General features: G+C 74.3%; 22 protein-coding genes. 11 read left to right on the top strand and 11 right to left on the bottom strand.

Annotated features, from left to right (window positions below; translation table 11 throughout):
- Positions 1 to 81 precede the first annotated feature (81 nt).
- Genes ABT129_RS07170 through ABT129_RS07160 form a run of 3 tightly spaced genes read left to right on the top strand, consistent with a single transcriptional unit; the run spans position 82 to position 3,847 of the window.
- The gene (locus tag ABT129_RS07170; RefSeq protein WP_351897656.1) at positions 82 to 363 is read left to right on the top strand and encodes an SHOCT domain-containing protein; all 282 of its coding nucleotides are present in this window, start codon (positions 82 to 84) and stop codon (positions 361 to 363) included.
- Positions 360 to 1,208, top strand: a complete 849-nt coding sequence (locus ABT129_RS07165; protein ID WP_351897655.1) for an ABC transporter ATP-binding protein — start codon at positions 360 to 362, stop codon at positions 1,206 to 1,208. The genes ABT129_RS07170 and ABT129_RS07165 overlap by 4 nt, the downstream gene beginning before the upstream one ends.
- Positions 1,205 to 3,847: an FtsX-like permease family protein gene (locus ABT129_RS07160; protein WP_351897653.1), complete on the top strand. Its 2,643-nt coding sequence runs from the start codon at positions 1,205 to 1,207 to the stop codon at positions 3,845 to 3,847. Before ABT129_RS07165 ends, ABT129_RS07160 begins: the two co-directional genes overlap by 4 nt.
- Positions 3,848 to 3,879: 32 nt before the next feature.
- On the opposite strand, the gene ABT129_RS07155 is transcribed toward ABT129_RS07160, so the two are convergent.
- On the bottom strand, positions 3,880 to 4,593 hold the full coding sequence (locus ABT129_RS07155; protein WP_351897651.1) for an ATP-binding protein: 714 nt from the start codon (positions 4,591 to 4,593) through the stop codon (positions 3,880 to 3,882).
- Between the two features lie 255 nt (positions 4,594 to 4,848).
- Positions 4,849 to 5,175 (bottom strand): hypothetical protein, encoded by a 327-nt coding sequence (locus ABT129_RS07150; protein ID WP_351897649.1) that lies wholly within the window; start codon positions 5,173 to 5,175, stop codon positions 4,849 to 4,851.
- Between the two features lie 176 nt (positions 5,176 to 5,351).
- Between ABT129_RS07150 and cds1 the strand changes: the two genes are divergently transcribed.
- Positions 5,352 to 6,506, top strand: coding sequence for an L-cysteine desulfhydrase Cds1 (gene cds1, locus ABT129_RS07145; RefSeq protein WP_351897647.1), 1,155 nt, complete (start codon positions 5,352 to 5,354; stop codon positions 6,504 to 6,506).
- Here the strand turns inward: cds1 and ABT129_RS07140 are convergent.
- The 3 genes from ABT129_RS07140 to ABT129_RS07130 all read right to left on the bottom strand — a co-directional run bounded on the left by ABT129_RS07140 (position 6,466) and on the right by ABT129_RS07130 (position 8,527).
- Positions 6,466 to 6,966: an SRPBCC family protein gene (locus tag ABT129_RS07140; protein ID WP_351897644.1), complete on the bottom strand. Its 501-nt coding sequence runs from the start codon at positions 6,964 to 6,966 to the stop codon at positions 6,466 to 6,468. The two genes, cds1 and ABT129_RS07140, sit on opposite strands and share 41 nt — an antisense overlap.
- A gap of 296 nt (positions 6,967 to 7,262) precedes the next feature.
- Positions 7,263 to 7,703, bottom strand: coding sequence for an SRPBCC family protein (locus tag ABT129_RS07135; RefSeq protein ID WP_351897643.1), 441 nt, complete (start codon positions 7,701 to 7,703; stop codon positions 7,263 to 7,265).
- A complete protein-coding gene (locus ABT129_RS07130; protein WP_351897640.1) occupies positions 7,700 to 8,527 on the bottom strand; it encodes a DeoR/GlpR family DNA-binding transcription regulator in 828 nt (275 codons plus the stop codon). Before ABT129_RS07130 ends, ABT129_RS07135 begins: the two co-directional genes overlap by 4 nt.
- Before the next feature lie 134 nt (positions 8,528 to 8,661).
- Between ABT129_RS07130 and ABT129_RS07125 the strand changes: the two genes are divergently transcribed.
- Positions 8,662 to 11,181, top strand: coding sequence for a hypothetical protein (locus ABT129_RS07125; protein WP_351897638.1), 2,520 nt, complete (start codon positions 8,662 to 8,664; stop codon positions 11,179 to 11,181).
- Here the strand turns inward: ABT129_RS07125 and ABT129_RS07120 are convergent.
- The 5 genes from ABT129_RS07120 to ABT129_RS07100 all read right to left on the bottom strand — a co-directional run bounded on the left by ABT129_RS07120 (position 11,151) and on the right by ABT129_RS07100 (position 17,523).
- Complete coding sequence (locus ABT129_RS07120; protein ID WP_351897635.1) at positions 11,151 to 13,562, bottom strand: right-handed parallel beta-helix repeat-containing protein; 2,412 nt, start codon at positions 13,560 to 13,562, stop codon at positions 11,151 to 11,153. The genes ABT129_RS07125 and ABT129_RS07120 overlap by 31 nt on opposite strands.
- A gap of 231 nt (positions 13,563 to 13,793) precedes the next feature.
- Entirely contained in the window at positions 13,794 to 14,402 is a 609-nt protein-coding gene (locus tag ABT129_RS07115) for an Rv1733c family protein (protein ID WP_351897633.1), read from the bottom strand.
- Between the two features lie 171 nt (positions 14,403 to 14,573).
- Complete coding sequence (locus ABT129_RS07110) at positions 14,574 to 15,398, bottom strand: MOSC domain-containing protein (RefSeq protein WP_351897630.1); 825 nt, start codon at positions 15,396 to 15,398, stop codon at positions 14,574 to 14,576.
- A 54-nt stretch (positions 15,399 to 15,452) separates the two neighbouring features.
- Entirely contained in the window at positions 15,453 to 15,935 is a 483-nt protein-coding gene (locus ABT129_RS07105; protein ID WP_351897628.1) for a DUF6643 family protein, read from the bottom strand.
- 385 nt (positions 15,936 to 16,320) lie between these two features.
- Positions 16,321 to 17,523 carry a glycosyltransferase gene (locus ABT129_RS07100; RefSeq protein WP_351897626.1) on the bottom strand — a complete coding sequence of 401 codons (1,203 nt, stop codon included), beginning with the start codon at positions 17,521 to 17,523 and terminating at the stop codon, positions 16,321 to 16,323.
- A 58-nt stretch (positions 17,524 to 17,581) separates the two neighbouring features.
- Here ABT129_RS07100 and ABT129_RS07095 point away from each other — a divergent pair, with 58 nt between their 5' ends.
- From ABT129_RS07095 to ABT129_RS07070, 6 genes are all read left to right on the top strand, one after another.
- Positions 17,582 to 18,376, top strand: a complete 795-nt coding sequence (locus tag ABT129_RS07095) for a glutamate racemase (protein ID WP_351897623.1) — start codon at positions 17,582 to 17,584, stop codon at positions 18,374 to 18,376.
- A 124-nt stretch (positions 18,377 to 18,500) separates the two neighbouring features.
- Positions 18,501 to 19,088: a hypothetical protein gene (locus tag ABT129_RS07090; protein ID WP_351897621.1), complete on the top strand. Its 588-nt coding sequence runs from the start codon at positions 18,501 to 18,503 to the stop codon at positions 19,086 to 19,088.
- A 113-nt stretch (positions 19,089 to 19,201) separates the two neighbouring features.
- The gene (lnt, locus tag ABT129_RS07085; RefSeq protein ID WP_351897619.1) at positions 19,202 to 20,800 is read left to right on the top strand and encodes an apolipoprotein N-acyltransferase; all 1,599 of its coding nucleotides are present in this window, start codon (positions 19,202 to 19,204) and stop codon (positions 20,798 to 20,800) included.
- A 47-nt stretch (positions 20,801 to 20,847) separates the two neighbouring features.
- On the top strand, positions 20,848 to 21,330 hold the full coding sequence (locus ABT129_RS07080; RefSeq protein WP_351897617.1) for an NUDIX hydrolase: 483 nt from the start codon (positions 20,848 to 20,850) through the stop codon (positions 21,328 to 21,330).
- A gap of 55 nt (positions 21,331 to 21,385) precedes the next feature.
- On the top strand, positions 21,386 to 22,249 hold the full coding sequence (locus ABT129_RS07075) for a 3-hydroxybutyrate dehydrogenase (protein WP_351897614.1): 864 nt from the start codon (positions 21,386 to 21,388) through the stop codon (positions 22,247 to 22,249).
- A gap of 77 nt (positions 22,250 to 22,326) precedes the next feature.
- Positions 22,327 to 24,219 (top strand): helix-turn-helix domain-containing protein, encoded by a 1,893-nt coding sequence (locus ABT129_RS07070; protein ID WP_351897611.1) that lies wholly within the window; start codon positions 22,327 to 22,329, stop codon positions 24,217 to 24,219.
- 74 nt (positions 24,220 to 24,293) lie between these two features.
- Here the strand turns inward: ABT129_RS07070 and ABT129_RS07065 are convergent, their stop codons facing one another.
- Positions 24,294 to 25,661, bottom strand: a complete 1,368-nt coding sequence (locus ABT129_RS07065) for an MFS transporter (protein ID WP_351897608.1) — start codon at positions 25,659 to 25,661, stop codon at positions 24,294 to 24,296.
- Positions 25,662 to 26,107 lie beyond the last annotated feature (446 nt).

Genomic DNA, 26,107 nt, shown 5'->3' with positions numbered 1-26,107 from the left:
CTCGAAGCACGAGATCCACACCGAGATCCACACCGAGATCCACACCGAGATCCACCCAGCGCACCGAGGAGCTGAACCCTCATGAACACACTCGCCCACGCGGCCCCCGGCCCGTGGATCCTCTTCCTCCCCCTCGTCTGGGCGGCCGTGATCGTCGGGGTCGTCACCGTCGCCCGCCGCGCAGGCCTCCGTCGGGCCGGTGGCTTCCACCGAGACGGCGGGCCGGACGACGGTTCGCCGATCGCCCTGCTCGGCCACCGGTTCGCCGCCGGGGAGATCGACGAGGACGAGTACTGGCGCCGGCTGACCGTCCTTGAGGAGCAGTTCGGCCGCGCGGCGCACACCAAGGGGCGCCGGGCATGACCGCGACGGCCACCACCCACACGCCTCCCCACTCCCCGCCCGCCGCCGCGGTCCGCGTCGTCGACGCCGTCAAGGTCTACGGGCACGAGGGCACCGAGGTCCGGGCCCTGGACGGCGTGAGCGTCGACTTCCCGGTCGGCCGCTTCACCGCCGTCATGGGCCCCTCGGGCTCCGGCAAGTCCACGCTGATGCACTGCGCCGCCGGGCTCGACACCCTCACCTCCGGCGCCGCCCTCCTCGGCGACACCGACCTGTCCACCCTCGACGACCGGCGTCTGACCGTGCTGCGCCGTGACCGGATCGGCTTCGTCTTCCAGGCCTTCAACCTGCTGCCGACCCTCACCGTCGCCGAGAACATCACCCTCCCGCTCGACCTCGCCGGGCGCGCTGTCGACCCGGCCCGGTTCGACCGGCTGGTGGACGCGGTCGGCCTCCGCGACCGCCTCCACCACCGCCCGAGCGAGCTCTCGGGCGGACAGCAACAGCGCGTGGCCGTGGCCCGGGCGTTCGCCGGAGACCCCGACGTCGTCTTCGCCGACGAACCCACCGGCAACCTGGACTCGCGCTCCGGGGAGGAGGTCCTGTGCCTGCTCGGCCGTACGGTCCGCGAGACCGGTCGTACGGTCGTCATGGTCACCCACGACCCGGTCGCGGCCGCCCACGCCGACGAGGTGGTCTTCCTCGCGGACGGCCGGCTCGTCGACCGGATGACCGCGCCGACCGCCGACCGCGTCCTGGACCGCATGAAGGCCTTCGACGGCCGAACGACCGCCGGTTCGCCGACGGAGCGGCCCACCACCGGCAAGGCACCCACCCAGCCCCCCACCGGCGGAGCGACGTCATGAGACCCCCCGAACGCGAAGCCGGCCCCGGCCCCCAACCCGGCCACCCCTACCCCCACCCCCAACCCCGCCCCCGCAACCGCCCCAGGCTCCCCGCCCCCCTCCGCCTCGCCCGCTCCTCCCTGCGCGCCCACCGGCGCCGTTTCCTCGGCACCTTCGCCGCCGTCGTGCTCGGGGTCGCCTTCCTCACCGGCACCCTCGTCATGGGCGACACCCTGCGCGCGAGCTTCGACTCGATGTTCACCGGCGCCACCCGGGGCACGGACGCCGTCGTCCGCAGCGCCGTCACCGTGACCGCCCCGGGCGAGGCCCAGGGCAACCGCGGCCCCGTCGACGCGGCCCTCGCCGACCGCCTCGCGCGCGTGCCGGGGGTCGCCGCCGCCGCGCCCCGGATCGAGGGGGCGGGCCAGCTTCTCGCGGCCGACGGCACCCCCGTCGGCGGCAAGGGCCCGCCCACCCTCGCCGGGAACTGGATCGAGGACCCGGCCCTCAACCCGTACCGGCTCGCCGAGGGCCGCGCCCCGGCCGCCCCGGGCGAGGCCGTCGTCAACAGGGGCGCCGCGGAATCCGCGGGCCTCGCCCTCGGCGACACGACGGTCCTGCGCACCCCCGACCCGGTGCGGGTCACCGTCGTCGGTCTCGCCACCTTCGGCGGCGCGGACGGCATGGGGCAGGTCACCTGGACCGGTCTCACCCGCGCCGACGCCGAGCGGTACCTGACGGCGCGCCCCGGAGAGGCGACGAGCATCGCCGTACGCGCCGGACCCGGGGTCTCCCAGGAGGAGCTGGTCGCCGCCCTTGCGCCCGTCCTCCCCGACGAGGTCGAGGCGATCACCGGACAGCGCGCCGCCGAGGAGAACACCGAGATGGTCTCCGGCCGCTTCCTCGGCCTCTTCACCACCTTCCTGCTGGTCTTCAGCGGGGTCGCGGTGCTCGTCTCCGTCTTCACCATCCACAACACCTTCGCCGTCCTCGTCGCGCAACGGACCCGCGAGAACGCCCTGCTCCGCGCGATCGGCGCCGCCCGCCGCCAGATCGTCACCGGCACCCTGGCCGAGGCGCTGACCGTCGGTCTGCTCGCCTCCCTCGCCGGCCTGCTCGCCGGCATCGGGGTGGCGGCGGGCCTCCAGGCCCTCTTCCCGGCCGTCGGGTTCCCCTTCCCCGAGGGCGACCTGGTGGTGACCGGCACCTCCCTCGCACTGCCGTTCGGCGTCGGGCTCGCGGTCTGCGCGGGTGCGGCGCTCCTGCCCGCCGTACGGTCCGGGCGTACGGCTCCGCTGGCCGCCCTCCGGGAGGCGCGGACGGACGCCTCGGGGACGTCACGGGCGCGCGGGGCGACCGGCGGAGCCCTGCTCGCCGTCGCGGTCGGCACGGTCCTCGCCGGGGTGCTCGGCACGCCCTCGCTGTGGCTCGCGGCGACCGGTGCCGTGCTCGCGGTCGCCGCCTTCGTGGTCCTGGGACCGGTCGCCGCGTCGATCGCCGTACGGGTCCTCGGCCGCCCCCTCCGGGGTGCCAACCGCCGCCTCGCCCGCCGCAACGCCCTGCGCAGCCCGGGGCGTACGGCGGCGACCGCCACCGCCCTGATGATCGGCGTCGCCGTGGTCACCCTCTTCACGGTCTTCGGTGCCTCCCTGAAGGCGACGGCGGACCGCACGGTCGACCGCTCCTTCGCGGGCGACGTGGCCATCGGCGGAGCCTCGTTCGGCGCGGGCGGCAGCGGTCTCAGCCCGCGCCTCGCCCCGGCCGTCGCCGCGCTGCCCGAGGTCGACACCGCCGTCGGCCTGGGGCGCGGGGTGGCGGAGGTGGACGGCCGGGGCCGCGCGCTGACCGTCACCGACCCGCCCGCCCTGGCCCGCACCCTGGACCTGGGGGAGGTACGGGGTTCCCTGGCCGGACTCGGTACGGACGGGCTCGCCGTCGCCGCCGACGAGGCGGCCTCCTCGGGCCTGGCGCCCGGCCGGGCGGTCGAGCTGACGTTCACCGACGGCACCCGGCACACCTTCACCGTCCGGGCGGTCTACGAACGCGCCGACCTCGCCGGTGACTACCTCGTCACCCGGGAGGCCTGGGCCCCGCACCGGACCCAGGACGCCGACACCCTCGTCGCCGTCTCCTTCGCCGACGGGGTCACCGCCGAGCGGGGCGAGGCGGCCGTGACCGAGGTCGCGGACCGCTACGGCCGGCCGGAGGTGCAGACCCGGCAGGAGTACGCGGAGTCCTCGGCGGCCGGCATCGACATGATGCTGACCCTCGTGTACGCGCTCCTGGCGCTCGCCGTCCTGATCGCGCTGCTCGGCATCGCCAACACGCTGACCCTGTCCGTCCACGAACGGACCCGGGAGCTGGGGCTGTTGCGGGCCGTGGGGCAGACCCGGGCCCAGCTGCGGGCGATGGTCCGCTGGGAGTCGGTCCTGGTGGCGGCGTTCGGCACGGTCGGCGGGCTCGTCCTCGGCGGGTTCCTCGGCTGGGTCCTCGTCCGCGCCTCGGGCGGCTCGGGGGACACCGCTTCCGCCTTCGCCGTACCGGGCGTTCAGCTGGCGACGGTGGCCCTGGTCGGTCTGGTCGCGGGGGCGGCGGCGGCCTGGCGGCCGGCGCGCAGGGCGGCCCGGCTGGAGATCCTCCGGGCGATCGCGACGGAGTGACAGGAGGTACGGCGCTCCGGCGCGCGGCCCGTTCAGCCCGCGCGGCCCGCCGGGACCGGGTGGGCCGGACGGACCGGCCGGACCGGGCGGTGGGCCGCGCGGGCCGCCGTGACGACGGCCCGGACCGCGGCGGCGGTGACGACGGCGGGTGTGACGGCGGGCGCCGGAGCGGCCACCGGGGCCAGGACCGGGGCGACCGAGGTGCCGACGGGCACATCGGGGAGCGGTCCGTACTCCGTGAAGGCGCTCTCGGCCGTGACGCCGTACCCGACCTGCCGGCACGTCTCGACCGTGTCGCTCGGCGACGGCGGCGCCGTGAGCGTGAACCACACGACCTTGCCGTCGGCCCCGCACGAGCGCACGCCCCAGCTCTCGCTGACGGCGCCGACGATGGCCAGGCCCCGGCCGGAGGTGGCCAGTTCCGCGCAGGCGTCGAGGGCGTCGAAGCCCTCGGCCAGGTCGAGGGGGTCCCGGGTGCACGCCTCCGGTATGCGGGGGTCGTGGTCCCGGACGGAGACCGTCAGCCGGTCGAGCAGCAGCTCGATCTCGACGGTGCACCCCTTGTCCGGCCGGGCGTGCCGGTGGACGTTGGTCAGAAGCTCGGTGAGACCGAGCACGGCATGGTCGATGAGTGCGTCGACGTGCCAATGTCGGAGGTGCGCGGAGACAATCCTGCGGACCTGTCCGATCCGCGACGGCAGGGCCTGTAGCTCCACCGCGTAGTACCTGCTCGGCTCGCTGATCACGGCTGCGACTCCCCGAAGTAGTCCGGAAGAAGACGAAGATTCGGATCTCTGGTGCGGTACAGCAGGGTGGCGACCTGCGCGCTGTGTCACCACCGGTCAACCCTCGGTGAGGTGGTTCCAGCGTGAGCCACCCGTGACCGCACCGCAACTCGCGGCGATGGGCGACCGGCGGCAGGCCACCGGTGAAGGGTCACCGGCGATGAGCGCCCGACGACGGGAGACCGCCCGGAAAGCCCGGGCCCCGGCCCGTACGGCTCACCGTCGCCCCGCCGCCCGCTTCAGGGCCGCCAGGAAGCGCCCGGGCTCCTCCGACGCCTCGTGGTCGTCGGCCCTGGCGTCGCCGTTCCTGTGCAGCGTCAGCCGGTAGCGGGTGCCGTTCACGGTGGCCACCGCCTCGTCGGCCCTCGCGAACCACGGGCGCCCCGCCCGGACCGCGCCGACGGGGGCGCTGTCGATCTCGCTGCCGTAGCTCGTGAGCAGGGCGAGCCGGCCGTCCTCGATCCGCACCTCGCCCGCGCGGGTCAGTGAACGCAGCCAGCGGGCGATCCCCACGCCCCTGGCGCTGAACTCGGGTTCCGACATGCCGATCCGCCCCTCTCGCCCGGTTGCCGTTCCCAGTGTGCCGGGCCGTCGCGGCCCGCACCAGTGGCCCTCCCGCAAGTCATCCCTATGGAGACTCAAAGGAAACGTTTGCCCAGGTGGGAGCGGTATCGTCGGCGGTGGGGCACCCCCATGGAAGTGACCGAGGAGAGGCGCGGATGAGCACCACGGAGAACAGCGCGGAGAACAGCACGGCGGGCGCCGCCACCACCGCCGCGGTGACCGTCGACGTCGACCGCAGCGATCCGGCGTACCGGTCCTGGCTCAAGGAGGCCGTCCGCAAGGTCCAGGCCGACGCCAACCGCTCGGCCGACACGCACCTGCTCCGCTTCCCGCTCCCCGAGAAGTGGGGCATCGACCTCTACCTCAAGGACGAGTCCACCCACCCCACCGGCAGCCTCAAGCACCGCCTCGCCCGCTCCCTCTTCCTGTACGGCCTCTGCAACGGCTGGATCCGGCCGGGCAAGCCCGTCATCGAGGCCTCCAGCGGTTCGACCGCCGTCTCCGAGGCGTACTTCGCGAAGCTCATCGGCGTCCCCTTCATCGCCGTCATGCCCCGCACGACCAGCCCGGAGAAGTGCCGGCTCATCGAGTTCCACGGCGGGCAGTGCCACTTCGTCGACGACTCGCGCACGATGTACGAGGAGGCCGCCGCGCTCGCCGAGCGCACCGGCGGTCACTACATGGACCAGTTCACCTACGCGGAGCGGGCGACGGACTGGCGCGGCAACAACAACATCGCCGAATCGATGTACCAGCAGCTGAAGTTGGAGCGCTACCCGGAGCCGGCCTGGATCGTGGCCACCGCGGGCACCGGCGGCACCTCGGCGACCATCGCCCGCTACGTCCACTACATGCAGCACGACACCCGCATCTGTGTCGCCGACCCCGAGAACTCCTGTTTCTTCGACGGCTGGACGCACCACGACCCGCACGCCACCTCCGACTGCGGTTCGCGGATCGAGGGCATCGGCCGCCCCCGCATGGAGCCCAGCTTCGTGCCCGGGGCCGTCGACCGCATGATGAAGGTGCCCGACGCGGCGAGCATCGCCGCCGTCCGCGCCCTGGAGACCGCGATCGGCCGCAAGGCGGGCGGTTCCACCGGCACCGGCCTGTGGAGCTCCTTCAAGATCATCGCCGAGATGGTCGCCCACGAGCGGACCGGCAGCGTCGTCACGCTCATCTGCGACCCGGGCGAGCGCTACCTCGACAAGTACTACTCCGACGACTGGCTGGCCGCCCAGGGGCTGGACATCGCCCCCTACAGCGCCGCTATCGAACGGTTCCTGGCGACCGGGGTCTGGCCGGAGTGAGCCGCCGGTCGAGCCTGCGCGCGGCGTCCCGGAAGGACAGCCCCACGCCCGGCCCGGCGAGGCGGAGCCCGATCCGGAGCGGGGCGGCGCCGTCGACGGCCATCGTCCAGCGCAGCCGCGTGCCGGTCCCGGCGGGGGAGAGGTGCCACTCCTCCACCATGGCGGTGACCCCCGGCGCGTTCGTCAGGTCCACCCGGTAGGCGTAGCGGACCTCCGGCTCGGCGGCCAGGATGGTCTCCTCGAAGCGGACCCCGCCGCGCAGCCGGACGGTGCGGCCCGCGCCGTCCCCCGTCGGGACGGCGGAGGTGATGGCGGTGAACCAGTGCGGCCAACTGCCCACCTCCACCGCGAGCGACCGGAAGACGGCGGCCGGCGGGGCCGTCAGGGTCGCGGTGAAGACCAGGCGGACGGGTGCGGACGCGGTGAAGTCGAGCTCCACCGGCCTGAGTCGGCGTGCCATGGACCGTACCTCCCGGGTCGCGGACGGAAGTGCGACCTTAGCTGACATGCTGTCAACAGCACAGAGGGCGGCGGAAGCCGGGACCCCCGGATCCCGCCACGTCGACGGCCGCCAGGCCTGCGGCCACCACGTCGGTGGCCACCAGACCCGTGGACACCACGTCGAACGCCACCAGGGCGGCCACCAGGTCCGCGGCCAGCAGGTCTACGGTCGCAAGGTCTACGGCCCCCAGGTCTCCGGAAACCGCGTCGGCGCCGCGCCTCCGCCGAGGTCGGTCACCACCTCCCTCGGGATCCTCAGCCCTCCCGCAGCAGCCCGTCCACCGCGCGGCCGAAGAGGTACCGTCCCGCCCGCGCCAGCACCGGATCGAAGACCCGGGGCACCCCGCGTACCGACAACTCCTCCGTCCACACCACCCGGCTGCCGCCGTCGCCCGCGTCGCCCACCTCGACGAGCGCCCAGCCCCGGACCAGCCGGCCCGACTTCTCCAGCCGGCACGCCCCGGACCGGCCCGCCGCCGGAGGCTCCCAGCGCACGACCTCCATCGGGTCGTCGAACGCCAGCCGGCCGAGGCCGGTGCGGGCGGTGAACCGGGTCCCCGCCCGGTTCGGCCCCGGCGTCAGCACCCTCGTCCGGGTCAGCGGCACCTGGCGGCCGTGGGCCGGCCAGTCCGTGAGCCGCCGCCACGCCTCCTCGGGCGCCAGCGGCGCCGTCCGCTCGACCCGGAAGAGGCTCACGCCTGCTCCTCGCCCGCCACCACGAGCCCCGGCAGGTGCTCCGCGACCTCGGCCCGTACGCCCGGGGGCAGGCCGCCGTCCGTCACCCAGGTGTCCACCTCGTCCAGCGCGCCGAACGAACTCAGGCCCACCGTGCCCCACTTGGTGTGGTCGGCGACGACCACCACCCGGCGCGCCGAACGCATCAGGCACCCGTTGGTCTCCGCCTCCGCCAGGTTCGGCGTCGAGAGCCCCGCCTCCACCGAGATCCCGTGCACCCCGAGGAACAGCAGGTCGAAGTGGAGCGAGCGGACCGCCCGGTCCGCCACCGGCCCCACCAGCGCGTCGGAGGGCGTCCGCATCCCGCCCGTCAGGACGACCGTCGCCGCCCCGCGCCGCGACTCACCGCCGCTGCCCGCGAGATGGGCCTCGTGGAACACGTCGGCGACCCGTACCGAGTTGGTCACCACGGTCAGGTCGGGCACGTCGAGCAGGTGGCGGGCGAGGGCGTAGGTCGTCGTACCGCCGGATAGGGCGATCGCCGTGCCCGGCGCGACCAGGGCCGCCGCCGCCCGCGCGATCTCGTCCTTGGCGCTCGGTTCGAGCACCGACTTGGCCTCGAAGCCCGGCTCGTGGGTGCTCGCCTCCACCACGGGAACGGCCCCGCCGTGCACCTTCGCCAGCATGCCCTGCCGGGCCAGCGCGTCCAGGTCGCGGCGGATCGTCATGTCCGAGACGTTCAGGCGGCGGGTCAGTTCGTTGACCCGTACACCGCCGCGCCGCCGTACCTCGTCGAGGATCAGGGCACGCCGCTGCTCCGCGAGGAGGTTCTGGTTGTCAGTCACCGCCGGGGCCGGTCCTTCCGCAGGAGACAAGGGGATGGGTGTCGGATTCGGTGAGGAACGGTGCGCAGGCGCACGAGCGTCCGCGATCCTGGTGCCGACGTCGCATCTTCCCACTCTGAGAGGAAGTCCCCTCAGTGTCCCCTGCCACACCCGCCCCGGAGAGCGGGGGCGCGGCGCTCGAACTCCTCGTCCACGGAGTCGGCGGAGCCACCCCCCAGTCCATGCTCGACGACCCCAGGACCGTACGGATCACCGGCGACCGGACCGCCGCCATGCACCGGCGCGCCGACGACCTCGACGCCGAGGACCACCCCGAGCGGTACGCGGCCGGCCCGGTGCGGGAGGCGTACTGCTGGTCCAACCTCACCTCCGGCGACGGCGCCCGCGCCCTGTGGCTCCTGCTCCTGCCCTTCATGGTCGCCAACCTGGCGCACTGGATGCGTCCGCCCTCCCAGGGCCGGCCGGGGCTGGTCCGGCTGTACGGGGTCCTCGTCCGGCTCGTCGCCCTCACCCTCACCGTGCTCCTCACCGCCGCCGCGTGCGAGGTCGCGCTCGACCTGACGGCCTGGCAGTGCGCCGCCTCCACCGGCTGCGCCGACGCCCACTCCTGGCTCGGCTTCCTCTCCGCCGGGCGTGGCGGCTGGTGGTCCCTGCCGGGCCGCCGACTGGCGCTGGCCGCCCTGGTTCCGGCCCTCCTCGTCGGCTTCCTCTGGTACCTGTCGAACCGGACCTGGAGCGCGTACGAGGCGCAGCGCCCGCCCACCGGCTACGACGACCCGGTGGAGGAGCCCCGGCCGGCTCCGGGGCACCGGCCCCACTCGGACCTCGGCACCGACCAGGGCCCCGGCGCCGACCCGTCCCTCCGCGTCGCCCGAGGGACCGACCAGGGGCCCGGGACCGATCCCCGTCCCCCGGCCGACACGGAGCCCGCCGACCACGGGGAGCGCGCCCCGGGTCCCGTCGAGCCGCGGCCCGCCCTCGGCCGCCCCGGCTTCTGGTACGGCCGCCGGCTCGTCGCCCGCCTCAGGGCGGCCCACACCGCGGCGGGGTTCCTCACCGTCGCCGCCGCCCTCGCCACGGCCACCGCACGGTACGACGCCACCCTCCCGGGAGCCGGGGCCGTCCTCGGCCGGGCCCTCCAGGCCGCCGTCGCCGCGCTGGCCGTCCTTGTCCTCTGGGTGGTGTGCCGCCGGGGCCGCAGCGAGCGCCGTCTCGACCTGCGCGTCGAACGCGCCCTCGTCTCCTGGCTCCCCGGCCTCTCCCTCACCCTGCTCGCCCTCACCGCCCTGTACGCCGGGTGGTCCCGCCCCGGCTGGAAATCCGGCGGGTCCCTCCCCGGCGACGCCGTGTTCGGAGCCCTCACCCTGGCCCAGGGCGGCCTCGTCGTCGCCCTCGGCGTCGCCGCCCTGCTCCTCCAACGGCCCCGCAGGGACCCGCGTACCGCGCTGCGCGGCCTCGGCGGACCGGCCGTCGCCATGCTCGCCTGCGCCCTCGCCGGAGTCATGTCCGGGGGAGTGGCCCAGCGCGTCGCCGACTGGCTCGACGGACCCGCCACCCCCGGCATGGGCGACGCGGGCCCCCGGATAGCTCCTCCCGTGCTGCTCAGCTGGCAGGCCTCCGTCATCCCCGTCCTGCTCCTGCTGCTGCTCGCGCCCGCCGTCCTCCTCGCCGTCCGCACGGTGCTCGCCGCCGAGCGCCTGCGCCCCCAGGTCGAGGCCGACTACGACGCCGCCGACGAACGCGACCCGGTCCGCACCGGACAGATCGCGACGGGCCGGGCACGGGCCTCGCTCACCGACTCGGCGCCCGTCCTCGTCGGCGTCGTCTCCGGCGCCACCCTGCTCCTCGGGGCCGCCTCCGTCGCCGGCGCCTGGGCCAGCGGCAACGTCCCGGGCCGGGCCTTCGACGGGGCCCACCCGGCGGTGGCCTCCCTGGCCTCCGCCACCCAGGCCCTCGGCTCCTGGATGATCGGCTTCGGCTTCCTGCTCTTCGTCACCTGGGGCCGCCGCGCCTACAAGGACGCCTCGGCCCGCCGCACCATCGGCATCCTCTGGGACGTCGGCACGTTCTGGCCCCGCGCCGCCCACCCCTTCGCCCCGCCCTGCTACGCCGAGCGGGCCGTCCCCGACCTGACCTGGCGGATGAGCTCCTGGACGCGGAGCACCGGCGGCCGGCTCGTCATCTCCGGTCACTCCCAGGGCAGCGTCCTCGCCGCGGCCGCCGTCTGGCAGCTGCCGCCCGCCACCCGGGGCCGGGTCGCGCTCCTCACGTACGGCTCACCCCTGGAGCGGCTCTACGGGCGCTGGTTCCCCGCCTACTTCGGCCCCGAGGCGCTGCGCGGCCTGAATCGTACGGTGCACTGCTGGAGCAATCTGTACCGCGCCACCGACCCCATCGGCGGGCCCGTCAGGGTCCCCGCCGAGGGCGGCCGACCCACCGTCGACGCGGCGGTCCTGCTCGACCCGGTCGTCTACGGCCGCACCCGCCGGCACCCACTGCCCGAACCGATCCTGGGCCACTCCGACTACCAGGCCGACCCGGCGTTCGCCGACCGGCGCACCGCTCTCCTCGACCGTCTCCCGCCGGCCCTGCCGCACCAGCGCGAGCCGGACACACAGGTCGATCAGGGCAGTTCGGGGAGGTCCTCCGGATAGAGCAGGGTCAGTTCGTCCGTGCTCGCCTCGGCGAGCGCGGCGACCCGGCCCGCGTGCCGCTCCACCATCGACTCGAACGTCTGTCGCGCCGTACGGCCGTTGCCGAACGCCGGGCCCTTGGGCAGCTTCGTGAAGTACGTGAGGAGCGCCTCGTCGGTGCCCGGGGCGAGCCGGTACTCGTGCTCGTCCGTCTGCTGGCCGACGATCCGGAGCAGCTCGTCCGGCTCGTAGTCGCCGAAGGTGATGGTCCGGGAGAAACGGGACGCCACACCGGGGTTGACGGTGAGGAAGCGCTCCATCTCCGCCGTGTACCCGGCGACGATGACCACCACCGCGTCCCGGTGGTCCTCCATCAGCTTCACCAGCGTGTCGATGGCCTCGCGGCCGAAGTCCCGGCCCGAGTCCTCGGGGGAGAGCGCGTACGCCTCGTCGACGAACAGCACCCCGCCGCGCGCCCGGTCGAAGGCCTCCTGGGTCCGGATCGCCGTCGAGCCGATGTGCTCGCCCACCAGGTCCACCCGGGACACCTCGACCAGGTGTCCGCGCTCCAGGACGCCGAGGGAGGCCAGGATCTCGCCGTACAGCCGGGCCACCGTCGTCTTTCCCGTGCCCGGGTTGCCGGTGAAGACCAGGTGGCGGCGGACCGAGGCCGCCTTGAGCCCCGCCTCCTGGCGCCTGCGCCCCACCTCGATCATGTTGGTGAGGGTCCGCACCTCCAGCTTGACGCTCTCCAGGCCCACGAGGGCGTCGAGCTCCCCGAGCACGTCCTGCGAGGAGCGGGCGGAGGGCACCGGCTCCGGTTCGACCGGGACCGCTACGACCGGAGCGGTACGCGGAGTGGGCACCGCGCCGAGCAGCCCCGCCGACTGGGTGGCCGTCAGGACGGTCCCGCCGTCGGGTACGGAGGAGCGGGCCGCGCTCTCGTCGCTGGTGCAGTCCTCCGCGCTCGCGCCCTCCTCCGGGAACTCGTAACCGCCGCGCGCGCAGCGCTCCGTACGGCACTTGCGCAGGGTGGTCCGGCAGCCGTCGGTGACGTGGAAGCCGTACCCGCCGCTGCCCGTGACCCGGCAGCCGGTGAAGGAGCCGCGCCCCTCCGCCGACACGTAGAAGCCGGCCTCGGCGGGCGAGGTGACCGTGCACCGGTCGATCGTGGGGTCGGCGCCCTTGGTGACGATGACACCGGTCTGTACGGAGTCGATCGTGCAGCCGCCGAGGGTGCCGCCGCTGCCGTGGTCCCGGAACCAGGCGCCCGTGGAGGCCTCCCGGATCCGGCAGTCGTCGAGCTGGGCGGTCGCCCCGTCGCTCACCGAGACCGCGGTGTTCCGCACCTGCGAGAGGTCGCTGTCGACGACGTCCACCCGGGAACCCCGGTCGAGGACGAACAGCGCGTCCGGTACGTCGTGCACCCGGCAGGCGTCGAGGACGGCGGTCGCCCCGTCGCTCACCCACACCGCCGGGTAGTCGCCCGTGCTGTCGTGGATCTCGCACTGGTTGGCGTCCACGCGGGTCCCCGGGTCCCACACGGAGAGGCCGTTGCGGCCGAAGCGGCGGACGGTCGACCGCGTCAGCGTCAGGACCGAGCGGGAGCGCAGGTCGACGGCGTTCTCCGGGACGTCGTGGATGTCGCAGTCCGAGAGGGTGAGCACCGCGTCCGTGTCGAGGGTGATGCCGTCGGCCGAGGTCCGGTGCACCGAGGAGTCGCTGAGATGGGCCGTGGCGCGGGCGGCGATCTGGAGACCGGAGCCCTTGATCTCGTACACCTCGCAGCCGACGCCCTCCAGGCCGCTGCCCTCGCCGGTGACGGCGATCCCGGCGCCCGAGGCGTGGTGCACCCGGCAGCGCTCCAGACGCGGATGCGCCCCGCCCCGCACCGAGATCCCCGCCTGTCCGGCGGACACCACCTCGCACTCCTCGAACACGCCGCCCGCGCCGTCGAGTACGGCGATGCCGATCCCGGCCGGGTTGTCGACGGTGCAGCGGCGGACCGTCGGCCGGGCCGCGCCCCGCACCTCTATCCCGGCGGCGGAGCGGGTCATGATCCGCAGGTCGAGGAGTTCGGGGGTGCCGTCCTCGATGAGCAGCGCCGGGGCGGCGACGTCCTGCCCCTCGATGTGGAGGTCCTGGACGGTGACGGAGGCGCGCAGCGTCAGCGGCACGCCGTCCGGCGGGGCGATCCGCACCGAGCCGATCGCGCCCTCGGGGCCGCGCAGGGTGACGGCACGCCGCACCACGAGGTTCTCCCGGTAGGTGCCCGGGGCGACGGTGAGCACGTCCCCGTCCCCGGCGGCCTCCAGGGCGGCGGCGAGGGAGGGGTACTCACCCGTGCGGCGCCGCCACCGCGATGTGCCGGTGTGCGTCACCTGGACCGTGCCCTGTGCCATGGGTGTGTCCTGCCCCCGCCTCATGCCTCGCCGCTGATCCGATGCCCCACCGTAGCGCGCGCGGGGCCGCCGGGTTGACGGGTCGCGGAGCCGCGGGTGCGCGGGCACGGGGTGGGCGTCCGCGCGGGTCACACGCGGTCAGGGGACGGTCGCGGGTGGTCGATGTCGGTCGGGCTCGGTCGCGCCGCCGACGGTTCCGCGGAAGCGCCCGCGAGGGCCGCCGGGCCCCCGTCAGCTCCCGGTCCCCGTGCGGCCCCAGTCCGGTCCGGCCGCCGCCCACGCGCGGTCGAGGCGCGCGTACCTCAGGAGCACGACCCGGCGTACGGCGAGGCGGCGGACGGTCTCCACCAGGAGGCCCACGAGGAGCGCGGCCGTGAGACCGGCGATGACCGCGTGCGCGCGGGCGGTGTCCGCGTGCATCGGAGCCGTCACCGGATGTCCGTCCCGGTCCGTCCAGAGCGGGAAGGTGGCGCCGGGCGCGGAGTTCCGCCGGGCCGTCGTCACCGTCCCCGTACGGGCGGTGCCGTCCGGTGCGATCCACTCGGCCACCACCGAGCGGCGCAGCCGTTCCTCCCCGGCCGCGTCGGCGGTCCGCGCGCCGCTCGCGGGCCGGTCGGCCGGGCGGAGCACCCGGGCGGTGGTCGGCACCCGCTGTTCCTGCTGGGTGCGGACCGCGCGCTGGAGCGAGTCGTGGGCGGAGGCGCCGGCCGCCCAGCCGGTCAGGGGCACCACGACGCAGAGCAGGACGAGTGCCGTGAACGCGACCCAGGCCTCGACGAGATCGGTGGTCCGGCGCAGCGAGTTGTGCCGCCAGCGCCAGAGGCCGATGGCTGCGCGCACGTCGGAACCCCCTAGTCGTCCACCGCCGTTCCTCCGACGAGTGTGCCCGGGGTCGGTGTTCCGCGCCTGTCGGGCCGGTGAAGTGTGACGGGGGTCCCGTCGGCCCCGGCGCGGCCCGATGCGGGTGGGGGTGCGGGTCCGGGAGCCGGGCGGGCCAGTCGGTGGCCCTGGTCAGTCGAGGATCTTCACCGCGTCGCCGACCCGGACCGTGCCCGTGTGCTCGGGCACCAGGTTCTGGCCGAAGATGACCCGGCCGTCGCTCTTGCGGTGCCGGGCGAGGGTGCGCAGCGGCTCCTTGCCGCGCGCGGCGGTGAACTGGTCCGTCGTGGTGACCACGCAGCGTCCGCAGGGCCGGGCGACACGGAAGGTGACCTCTCCGACGGTCAGGCGCGTCCAGCCGTCCTCCGCCCAGGGGGAACTCCCCTCGATCACCAGATTCGGCCGGAACCGGTTCATGGGAAGGGGGCCCTCGTCGGCGTGGTCCCCCTGCGCGATGAGGGAGTTGAGGGCGTCGAGCGAGGACGAGGTGGCGACGAGGAGCGGATAGCCGTCCGCGAAGCTGACGGTCTCACCGGGCCGCGCGTACGCCGGGTCGACGGGACGCCGGTGTTCGGGCGCGTCCATGTGGACGAGCCGGAAATCGCCCTCCAGGTACGCCGAGAGCCAGCCGGCCGCCGCGCGGTCGGCCGGCACGACCTCCACCGGCTTGTCGAAGATCTCCACCGTGACCGTGGCCGAGGGGTGCGGGACCTCGACGGTCAGCGGCGGATGGCCGGGCGCGGACAGGGTGATCCCGCCGCCCGCCAGCGGCTCGGCCGTGGCCAGCGCCATCCGGGGGTGACGGCGCTGGGTCACGACCTTGTCCGCGGCGTCGACGACCGCCCAGCGGCGGTCCCCGGCCAGCCCCCAGGGCTGGACCTCGGCCTCCGCGAGGGCCAGCGCGCGCATGGCCTTCACCGGATGGACGTGGACGGAGCGGAGAACGGGAGTCGCCATGAGGTCATCCTGCCAGCCGCTCCGGCCCCGACGCCGCCGGTGACGAGGGGCCTGTCAGTAACCCCCGCCCTGGTAGGGACGGTTGTACGGGTCCTCGTACTGCATGGGCGCGGGGGCGGGCCGGGGCGCCGCCGGACGCATCGCCTCGTACCCCGCGGGCGCGGGGCGCGCCTGCTGCGGGTACTGGCCGCCCTGGTAGCCGCGCGGGGCCACCTGCTGCTGCGGGATGTACGGGGCGGGGGCGTGCTGCAGGGGCACGGGGGCCATCTGCGGCGTGGGCTGCGGGTATCCGTAGCCGTTGCCGTAGGAGGGCTGCGGGCTGGGCGCCGCCGGGAGGGCGGGCAGTGCCGCGGGAAGCGCCGGCAGGTAGGAGCCGCTCGAGGGGAAGCTGCTGCCGGTGTCGTAGGCGGCGGGCACTCGGATCGGGGCGATCTGAGGCGTGCCCCGCTCCGCGACCAGGGAGTCGTAGATCGGGGTGTCCGGGAAGGACGGCGCGGTGTGGTAACCGCCTCCATAGGTGGAGCGGGGGGAGGTCATGGCACATAAGTTAAGCCCACGATGTGCTGGTTGGGGAGCCTGATTAGAGGGTTGTTTGACGGGCTTCGTGAAGAAGCGGATCCCCAATCCGAGCGAACGTGCCAAAAACGGGCGGCGGAACGCGCCAAGATCGTGTAAAAGCCGAGTTCGGAGGGGGTTACCGGCGGGTCCGTCGCCCCCGGACCGGCTCGGCGTCCCGGGCATGAAGAACACATAAAGAAAAGGTGCCGAGAACGGGTGGGGGAAGTGATCATGGGCATGCTTAAGTGTCAATCCGAGGATGCCCGGGGCGATGTGTACACGCCGAATTGACGGCGCTACTCCCCGTGTCGGGAAAACCATTTCCGCGAAGAGGGCGGCACGCTCACCCGGGGCGCCACCACGGTCACCGGTCCGGCGCCGCCTCCGGACGCGCGTACGTCCGGCCCTTCCACGCCGCACCGACCCCCCGGTGGTGGCGTACCGCCGAATCCACCGTCATCAGGAGGTAGAGGAACGCGGTGAAGGGCAGCAGCGGAGCGAGCCACAGCGGCTGCCGGTAGTAGCGGAGCATCGGCACGTACGTCCCCGCCATCACCGCCCAGGCCGCACCCCCCGCCCAGGCCGCCACGGCTTCCCCGCCCACCACGCCCGCCACCAGGCACACCGGTGGCACCAGATAGACGAGCACGAGGCCCGCCACCGTCCCCGCCAGCAGGAGCGGGTTGTGCCGCAGCTGCGCGTAGGCGCTGCGGGCCACCATCCGCCACAGCTCGCCGAGCCCCGGATAGGGGCGCACGCTGTCGACCCGCTCCGCCAGCCCCAGCCAGATCCGCCCGCCGGCCCGCCGCACCGCCCGCGCCATCGACACGTCGTCGATCACCGCCTGCCGGATCGCCTCCGGCACCTCCGCCGCCACCGCCGTCTCCGTCCGCAGCAGCACACAGCCGCCCGCGGCGGCCGTCGCCAGCGGCCGCGCCCGGTTGATCCAGCGGAAGGGATAGAGCTGCGCGAAGAAGTAGACGAACGCCGGCACGACCAGCCGCTCCCACGGGCTCGCCACCCGGAGCCGGGCCATCTGCGACACCAGGTCCAGATCGTTCCCGACCGCCGCCGACACCAGGAGGCGGAGACTGTCCGGCTCGTGGGCGATGTCCGCGTCCGTCAGGAGCAGGAACTCGGGTCCACGCGCGCGTGCCAGCGCCATGCCGTGCCGCAGCGCCCACAGCTTCCCCGTCCAGCCCGGCCCCGGTTCACCCGGCGACACCACGGTCAGCGGCAGCCCGCCGCACCCGTCGGCCAGCTCGGCGGCGAGCTTCCCCGTGCCGTCCGTACTGCCGTCGTCCACGAGGATCACCTCGGCGACGCCCGGATAGTCCTGCGCGAGCAGCGACGGCAGGCTCAGCGGCAGCACCCCGGCCTCGTCCCGCGCCGGCACGACGAGCACCACCCGCGGCCACCGACCGCCCTGTTCCGGCCGGCCCCCGCGCGCGTGCCCGCCGTCGACCGGCGGCAGCCGCTGGTCCGTACGCCAGAAGAACCCCTGGCCCAGCAGCAGCCAGACCCAGACGGCCAGGGAGACGAGCGCGAACCATGCGAGAGGGCTCATTCGCGGCAGTCTGCCCCAGATCGCGGGGGATGTAAGGCCCATCGGCTAGGGTGACCGGGTGAAGATCGCGCTCATGGACTCCGGAATCGGCCTCCTCCCGGCGGCGGCCGCGGTGCGGCGGCTCCGGCCGGACGCGGATCTGCTCCTCTCCAACGACCCCGACGGCATGCCGTGGGGTCCGCGCACCCCCGAGGACCTCACGGGGCGCGCCCTGGCCGTCGCGCTCGCCGCCGCCGAGCACCGCCCGCAGGCGCTGATCGTGGCCTGCAACACGGCCACCGTGCACGCCCTGCCCGCCCTGCGCTCCGCCCTCGAACCGGACATCGCCGTCATCGGCACCGTGCCCGCGATCAAGCCCGCCGCCGCGGCCGGCGGCAAGGTCGCCATCTGGGCCACCCCGGCCACCACCGGCAGCGCCTACCAGCGCGGACTCATCCGCGACTTCGCCGACGGCGCCGAGGTCACCGAGGTGCCCTGTCCGGGGCTGGCCGACGCCGTGGAGCACGCCGACCCGGAGGCCGTGGACCGCGCCGTCGCCGCCGCCGCCGCGCTCACCCCCCGGGACGTCCGCGCCGTCGTCCTCGGCTGCACCCACTACGAACTGGTCGAGGACCGCATCCTCGCCGCCCTCGAAGCCCGCGGCCGCGCGGGACTGCCCCCGCTCGTCTTCCACGGCTCCGCCGACGCCGTCGCCGCGCAGGCCCTGCGCCGCGTGGGCGCCGAGCCCGCCCCCGACGCGGACCCCACCGGGAGCATCTCCGTCCTGCTGAGCGGACGCCCCGGCTCCCTCCCCGCCACCGCCCTCGGCTACGCCGAAGGCCGCCTCCTCGACGCGGCGGCGGCCGCCCACTGAGCGGACCCCTTCCCGGGGCCCGGGCCCACCGGCGGTGACCTGAACCCGGGCCCGCTCACCGAGCGTGATCGTGCGAACTCGCTCCGTCGCGCTGTTCCCGGGGATCCTGGGTACTCTTCCCGATATGAGGGAGTACGACCCGAACGACCACCTTGACGGCCCGGACGACCACCCCGACGAGCGGACGCCCGCCGTCTGGACCGGCCGCGCCACCAACCGCTTCCAGTGGATCGCGGCGCTCGCCGGCGCCGCCTGCGTGGGCCTCGGCATCACGCTCGCCGTCGTGTCGGCCTGGACCTCCGGAATCGCACCCCTCCTGATGGCCGTCATCGGCTGCGTCGCCGCCGGAGTGCTCGTCCTCTTCGGCACCCTCGCCTTCGTCCACGTGGCCGTGCGGGTGGACGACCGCGCCATGGAGGTCCGCTGCGGCCACATCGGCGTGCCGCGCCGCCGCATCCTCCTCTCGCACGTCGTCGGCGCCGACTTCGAACCGAGCGTCACCCCGCGCCACTGGGGCGGCTGGGGCTACCGCTGGCGCCCCGAGATGGGCACGGCCGTGGTCGTGCGGCGGGGCGAGGGCCTGATCCTGCGGCTGGGCGACGGGCGGACGTTCACGGTCACCGTCGACGACGCCGAATCCGCCGTCCGCGTCATCCGCGACCACCTCCGCCGCCCCGCCCCGCCGGGACCGCCCACGCCGACCGGCGTCTGACCGCCGAGGACGACACGCTCCGCCCGGGCGGAGCGATCGGCGCAGATCACCCGGGTCCCCGCCCGGCCCCACCGCCCGGCCCGTCGACAGGAACGACCCGTAGACTCCGCAAGGTGAGCGCCACCATCACCCCCGTCGACGCGTCCGGCACCGACCCCGCCCCCGAGCCGGTCTCCCGGCTGCTGCGGTTCGTGCGGCCCGGGGCGGCCCTGCTGTCCGGGTTCCTGCTCTACCTGAGCTTCCCGCCGCGCCCGCTGTGGTGGCTCGCGCTGCCCGCGTTCGCCCTGCTCGGCTGGACCCTGCGGGGCCGCCGCCTCCGCGCCGGGTTCGGCCTCGGATACCTCGCCGGGCTCGGCTTCCTGCTGCCGCTCCTCATCTGGACCGGCGAAGAGGTCGGCCCCGTGCCCTGGCTCGCCCTCGCCGCCCTCGAAGCGCTCTTCGTGGCCGCCGCCGGCCTCGGCATCGCCGCCGTCTCCCGACTGCCGTGGTGGCCGGTCTTCGCAGCGGGGGTGTGGATCCTCGCGGAGGCGGCACGCGCGCGCGTGCCCTTCGGCGGCTTCCCCTGGGGCAAGATCGCCTTCGGACAGGCGGACGGCGTCTTCCTGCCCCTCGCCGCCGTCGGCGGAACACCGGTACTCGGCTTCGCCGTCGCCCTCTGCGGCTTCGGCCTCTACGAGACCTACCGGCAGGTCCGGGCCTACCGCGCGACCGGCACCGTCCCGCGTGGCCCCCTCGCCGTCGCCGCGCTCTCCGTGCTCGTCCCGGTCACCGGCGCCCTCGCTGCGCTGCCCCTCGTCGACGACTCGGCCGAGGACGGCACCGCCACCGTCGCCGCCGTCCAGGGCAACGTGCCGCGCCTCGGCCTCGACTTCAACGCCCAGCGCCGGGCCGTCCTCGACAACCACGTCGCCCGCACCCACGAGCTCGCCCAGGACGTCAAGGCGGGCCGCGCGCCCCAGCCCGACTTCGTGCTGTGGCCCGAGAACTCCTCCGACATCGACCCGTACGCCAACGCCGACGCGGCCGACGTCATCGACGGCGCCGTCCGGGCGATCGGCGTGCCCACCGTGATCGGCGCGGTCGTCGCCCCCGAGACCGGCAAGCTCCGCAACACCCTCATCGAATGGGACCCGGAGCGCGGCCCGGTGGCCACGTACGACAAGCGGCACGTCCAGCCCTTCGGCGAGTACATTCCGATGCGGCCCCTGGTCCGCGTCTTCAACAGCAACGTCGACCGGGTGAGCCGCGACTTCGGCGCCGGCACGAAGGTCGGCGTCTTCGACCTGGCCGGTACCAAGGTGGGCCTCGCCACCTGCTACGAGGCGGCCTTCGACTGGGCCGTCCGTGACACCGTCACGCACGGCGCCCAGCTGATCAGCGTTCCCAGCAACAACGCCACCTTCGGCCGCACCGAGATGACCTACCAGCAGCTCGCGATGTCCCGGGTGCGGGCCGTCGAGCACAGCCGCTCGGTGGTCGTGCCCGTCACCAGCGGGGTCAGCGCGATCATCCGCCCCGACGGCGAGATCGTCTCGCGGACCAAGATGTTCACCCCGGACGTCCTGGTCGAGAAGGTGCCCCTGCGCTCCTCGCTGACCCCTGCGACCCGGATGGGCACCCTTCCGGAGGCCCTGCTCGTGGCGCTCGCCGCCGCCGGTCTCGGCTGGTCGGCCCTCCGCTCGGTACGGGCCCGCCGCACCCGGGCGGAGTGAGGACCGGCCGCCCGGACCCGATCCGTACGTGATCTAGGGTCGAGGGCATGGCTACCCCTGACTTCATCCGGGCCCTGCGCGAGACAGCCGGCCACCAGCTCCTCTTCCTGCCCGGGGTGAGTGCCGTCGTCTTCGACGACCGGGGCCGGGTGCTGCTCGGCCGGCGGTCGGACAACGGACGGTGGGCGGTCATCGGAGGCATCCTCGAACCCGGTGAGCAGCCCGCCGACTGCGCGGTGCGCGAGGTGTTCGAGGAGACCGCCGTCCACGTCGAGGTCGAGCGGATCGTGCTCGTCGAGACCCTCCGCAAGCCCGTCGTCTACCCCAACGGCGACCGGTGCCAGTTCATGGACGTGTCCTTCCGCTGCCGCGCGGTGGGCGGTGAGGCCCGGGTCAACGACGACGAGTCCACCGAGGTCGGCTGGTTCGACGTGGACGACCTGCCGGAGATGAAGCGTTTCTCGTACCTGAGGATCGAGAAGGCGCTGGCCGACGAACCCACATGGTTCCGCACCACAGCAACCGGCTGAACTGTGGGTCCGACGCACATCGGTGGGGGAGAGGGCCCTTCATAGGGTGCGGAGCATGAGCGCCCCCATCACCGCCCTCGGTGCCGCAGCGGATCCCGGTCCCGACTCCGGACTCGGCCCCGGTACCGTCGCCGCCGCACCCCAGCCCCGTGCCGTCGTCCTCGACCTCAGCGGCCGCACCGCGCTCGTCACCGGCGCGGCCGGCGGCATCGGGCGCGCCTGCGCGCTGCGGCTCGCCGCCTCGGGGGCCGAGGTCAGAGCCGTCGACCGGGCCGCCGAGGGCCTGGAGACCCTGGCCGAGGAGGCCGCGGGGCTCCCCGGGAGCCTCGAACCCCGGCTCCTCGACCTCACCGACCTCGACGCCGCCGAGGCCGCCGCCGCCGGCACCGACATCCTCGTCAACAACGCCGGACTCCAGCTCGTCCGCCCCATCGAGGAGTTTCCGCCGGACGTCTTCCACACCGTGCTCACGGTGATGCTGGAGGCGCCCTTCCGGCTCATCCGGGGCGCCCTGCCGCACATGTACGCCCAGGGCTGGGGCCGGATCGTCAACCTCTCCTCCGTCCACGGCCTGCGCGCCTCCCCCTTCAAGTCCGCCTATGTGGCCGCCAAACACGGTCTGGAGGGCCTCTCCAAGACCGCCGCCCTCGAAGGCGCCCCACACGGGGTCACCTCCAACTGCGTCAACCCCGGCTACGTACGCACCCCGCTCGTCGAACGGCAGATCGCCGACCAGGCGGCCGCCCACGGCATCCCCCGGGAGCGCGTCCTCACCGAGGTCCTGCTGAAGGACTCGGCGCTCAAGCGGCTCATCGAACCGGAGGAGGTCGCCGAGGCCGTCCTCTATCTCTGCACCCCCCAGGCCTCGTTCATCACCGGCACCTCCCTCACCCTCGACGGCGGCTGGACCGCCCACTGAGCGAGCCCCCTGTCGCTCCCGGGAAGGTTGTCCACAGGGGTGGTGCGACCACACGTTCGGCAGGTATCCCTGTGTCCATGTCCCACGAACACGTCTCCTACCTCGAACTCCTCGCCCGAGGAGCCGCGACGGAGGCCTACGACCGGCCCGTGCTGCTCGCCCGTGCGAGCGGCGCGGGCCCCGAGGAGCTGGCCGGGCTCGAAGAGGCCAAGCAGCTCGCCCTGCGGGTCCGGGCCGAGCTGGAGGGACGGCGCCGCCGCGAGGCGGAGCTGTCCGCGCTCTTCGAGACCGCCCACGACCTCGCGGGACTCCGCGACCTCGACGCGGTGCTGCGGGCCATCGTCCAGCGCGCCCGCTCCCTGCTCGGCACCGAGGTCGCCTACCTGAGTCTCAACGACCCCGCCGCGGGCGACACGTACATGCGGGTCACCGAGGGCTCCGTCTCCGCGCGCTTCCAGCAGGTGCGGCTCGGCATGGGCGAGGGCCTCGGCGGGCTCGTCGCCCAGACCGCCCGCCCCTACGTCACGGACGACTACTTCGGCGACGCGCGCTTCCAGCACACGCGGACCATCGACACGGCGGTACGGGACGAGGGGCTCGTCGCCATCCTCGGCGTCCCGCTCAGCCTCGGCAGCCAGGTCATCGGCGTCCTCTTCGCCGCCGACCGCAGGGCCAGGGTCTTCGAGCGCGAGCAGGTCGCCCTGCTCTGTTCCTTCGCCGCGCACGCCGCCGTCGCCATCGACACGGCCAACCTCCTCGCGGAGACCCGCTCCGCCCTCGCCGAGCTGGAGCGCGCCAACGACATCATCCGCGAACACAGCGGCGTGATCGAACGGGCCTCCGAGGTCCACGACCGGCTCTCCGAACTCGTCCTGCACGGCGGCGGCGTCCTCGACGTGGCCGACGCCGTCTCCGAAGTCCTCGGCGGCACCGTCGAGTTCACCGAGGCGGGTGCCGGAGCCGCCCGCCGCTCCGGGGGCCACGCCGTCCGCGAGGGCGACGACTGGGTGGCCGCCGTCTCCGCGGGCGGCGAGACCCTGGGCGCCCTCGTGCTCCACGGACAGCCCGACCTCGACCCGGTCGACCAGCGCACCCTGGAGCGGGCGGCCCTGGTCACCTCCCTGCTCCTGCTCGCCCGCCGCTCCGCGGGCGAGGCCGAGCAGCGCGTGCGCGGTGAACTCCTCGACGACCTCCTCGACGCCCCCGACCGGGACCGCCGCCTTCTCCGCGAGCGCGCGGCCCGGCTCCGTACCGACAGCGAAGCCCCGCACGTCGTGCTCGCCGCCCGCATCGACCGGGCCGGCGGCGCGGCCGACCCCGACGCCGGCGGCCGCGAGAGCGCCGACCGCCAGCGCCTCTGGTCGGCCGCCACCCACCTGGCCGCCACCCGCCACGGACTCGCCTCGGCGCGCGACGGGGGCACGGTGCTGCTCCTGCCGCTCGGCCCCGGCGAGAGCGCCGCCGAGCTCGCCCGGCAGACCGCCCGGAGCCTCGGCGGCACCCTGCGCGAACCGGTCACCGTCGGCGCCTCCGCCCCCGTACGGGACCCGCTCGACCGCCCGGACCAGGTGGCCGTCGCGTACGAGGAGGCCCGCCGCTGCCTCGACGCGCTCCGGCTCCTGCACCGCTCCGGACAGGGCGCCGCCGCCGAGGACCTCGGCTTCCTGGGCCTGCTGCTCGCCGACGGCCGGGACATCCACGGCTTCGTCGACCGCACCGTCGGCCAGGTCGTCGCCTACGACCGCCGCCGGGGCACCGACCTCGTGCGCACCCTGGACGCCTACTTCGCGAGCGGCATGAGCCCCGCCCGCACCAAGGACGAACTCCACGTCCACGTCAACACGGTGGCCCAGCGCCTGGAACGGGTCGGCCGGCTCCTCGGCCCCGACTGGCAGTCGCCCGCCCGCGCCCTGGAGATACAGCTGGCGCTGCGCCTGCACGGCCTCTCGGACGCGGTCTCGGGACGGTAGGACCTACGCCGAGGCCCGTGCCCCACTCGCTCGCGAGCGGGGCACGGGCCTCTTCTGGGTCGGGTGCCGGAGACTCAGGCGTCGACGCCGACCTTGGCGTCCACCGGGGTCCGCTCCTCGATGTCCCCGAGGTCACGGTCGCGGGTCTCGCGGGCGCAGACGATGGCGACGACGGTCAGCAGGGCGGCGGCGATCACGTACAGGGAGATCGGGGTCGAGCTGCCGTAGTCGGCGAGGAGCGCGGTCGCGATGAGCGGGGCGGGCGCACCGGCGGCCACCGAGGAGAACTGGGCGCCGATGGAGGCACCGGAGTAGCGCATCCGCGTCGCGAACATCTCGGAGAAGAAGGCGGCCTGCGGTGCGTACATCGCCCCGTGCAGGACCAGGCCGACGGTCACGGCGAGCAGCAGGGAGCCGAAGGTGCCCCGGTCGATCAGCATGAAGAAGGGGAACATCCAGCCACCGACACCGACCGCGCCGATCAGGTACACGGGACGACGGCCGATCCGGTCGGAGAGCGCGCCCCAGAGCGGGATGACGGCGAAGTGGACGGCGGAGCCGATGAGGACGGCGTTCAGGGCGGTCTGCTTGGAGAGGCCGACCTGGGTGGTCGCGTACACGAGGATGAACGCGGTGATCACGTAGTACGAGATGTTCTCGGCCATGCGCGCGCCCATCGCGATCAGGACGTCCCGCCAGTGGTGCCGCAGGACGGCGACCAGCGGCATCCTCTCGACCTGCCCGGCGACGGACTTGCGCTCCTCGGCGGCGGCGAGGGCCGCCTTGAAGACCGGCGACTCGTCGACCGAGAGCCGGATCCAGAGGCCGACGATCACCAGCACGCCGGAGAGCAGGAAGGGGACGCGCCAGCCCCAGGAGAGGAAGGCCGCGTCCGAGAGCAGCGCGGTCAGCGCCGACAGCACACCGGTGGCGAGCAACTGCCCGGCGGGCGCACCGGTCTGCGGCCAGGAGGCCCAGAACCCGCGCCGCTTGGCGTCCCCGTGCTCGGAGACGAGCAGCACGGCCCCGCCCCACTCCCCGCCGAGCGCGAAGCCCTGCACCAGCCGCAACACGGTCAACAGCACCGGGGCGGCGGACCCGACGGTCGCGTGCGTCGGCAGCAACCCGATGGCGAACGTGGCCCCACCCATCAGCAGCAGGCTGAGCACCAGCAGCTTCTTCCGCCCGAGCCGGTCCCCGTAGTGCCCGAACACGAGCGCCCCGAGGGGCCGGGCGGCGAACCCGACGGCGTACGTCAGGAAGGACAGCAGGGTCCCGACCAGCGGATCGGAGTCGGGAAAGAACAACTTGTTGAACACGAGCGCGGCGGCGGACCCGTACAGGAAGAAGTCGTACCACTCGATGGTGGTGCCGATGAGGCTGGCGGCGACGATGCGCTTGAGCGAGCCGGGTGGCGTCGGGGAGGTTGTTGCGGCGGCCATGTGCACCACTTCCAGGCGGGTGGGGACGTTTCGGTGTCGCCACACCGTAGGAAGTGGCAGGTCAGGGGCGTATGTGGTGGGACACCATAGTTCGGGTGTGCCGTGTGCGCCAGGCCCCCATGGTCTGTTGGTGAGACCCTGCGGAAGGCCGGGGAGGGGCTGTCCGGGTTGCGCTGGTCGGGCACGTTTTGGTGGTGCGGTGCTGACGACTGCCTGAGGTACTGGATGGGTGTCTGACAGTGACTGAGTCGGTGCGAGGTGATAACCGTCCACCCCACCGTGGCCGAACAGTGCGCCGTCAAGGCCTCCAGCCGTCCCCGCCGGTCGCTCCTGCGGCTACCCGCTCTGCGGTCGGGTGAGGGCCGGGCGGACGGGCAAAGGGCGGCGCCCCCTCCGATCGTTCTCGGAGGGGGGGCCGCCCCAGGCCGGGGGTGCGGCGTCGGGCG

It is taken from the genome of Streptomyces sp. NPDC002057 (genome assembly GCF_040296665.1).
In the GTDB taxonomy this organism is placed as follows: Bacteria; Actinomycetota; Actinomycetes; order Streptomycetales; family Streptomycetaceae; genus Streptomyces.
This window is presented reverse-complemented; position numbering and strand designations above follow the sequence as displayed.

Coding starts and splice junctions, on each gene's coding strand:
- ABT129_RS07170 (WP_351897656.1), top strand. CDS start 82: ATGAACACACTCGCCCACGCGGCCCCCGGCCCGTGGATCCTCTTCCTC.
- ABT129_RS07165 (WP_351897655.1), top strand. CDS start 360: ATGACCGCGACGGCCACCACCCACACGCCTCCCCACTCCCCGCCCGCC.
- ABT129_RS07160 (WP_351897653.1), top strand. CDS start 1,205: ATGAGACCCCCCGAACGCGAAGCCGGCCCCGGCCCCCAACCCGGCCAC.
- ABT129_RS07150 (WP_351897649.1), bottom strand. CDS start 5,175: ATGTCGGAACCCGAGTTCAGCGCCAGGGGCGTGGGGATCGCCCGCTGG.
- cds1 (WP_351897647.1), top strand. CDS start 5,352: ATGAGCACCACGGAGAACAGCGCGGAGAACAGCACGGCGGGCGCCGCC.
- ABT129_RS07140 (WP_351897644.1), bottom strand. CDS start 6,966: ATGGCACGCCGACTCAGGCCGGTGGAGCTCGACTTCACCGCGTCCGCA.
- ABT129_RS07120 (WP_351897635.1), bottom strand. CDS start 13,562: ATGGCACAGGGCACGGTCCAGGTGACGCACACCGGCACATCGCGGTGG.
- ABT129_RS07110 (WP_351897630.1), bottom strand. CDS start 15,398: ATGGCGACTCCCGTTCTCCGCTCCGTCCACGTCCATCCGGTGAAGGCC.
- ABT129_RS07105 (WP_351897628.1), bottom strand. CDS start 15,935: ATGACCTCCCCCCGCTCCACCTATGGAGGCGGTTACCACACCGCGCCG.
- ABT129_RS07100 (WP_351897626.1), bottom strand. CDS start 17,523: ATGAGCCCTCTCGCATGGTTCGCGCTCGTCTCCCTGGCCGTCTGGGTC.
- ABT129_RS07090 (WP_351897621.1), top strand. CDS start 18,501: ATGAGGGAGTACGACCCGAACGACCACCTTGACGGCCCGGACGACCAC.
- ABT129_RS07080 (WP_351897617.1), top strand. CDS start 20,848: ATGGCTACCCCTGACTTCATCCGGGCCCTGCGCGAGACAGCCGGCCAC.
- ABT129_RS07075 (WP_351897614.1), top strand. CDS start 21,386: ATGAGCGCCCCCATCACCGCCCTCGGTGCCGCAGCGGATCCCGGTCCC.
- ABT129_RS07070 (WP_351897611.1), top strand. CDS start 22,327: ATGTCCCACGAACACGTCTCCTACCTCGAACTCCTCGCCCGAGGAGCC.
- ABT129_RS07065 (WP_351897608.1), bottom strand. CDS start 25,661: ATGGCCGCCGCAACAACCTCCCCGACGCCACCCGGCTCGCTCAAGCGC.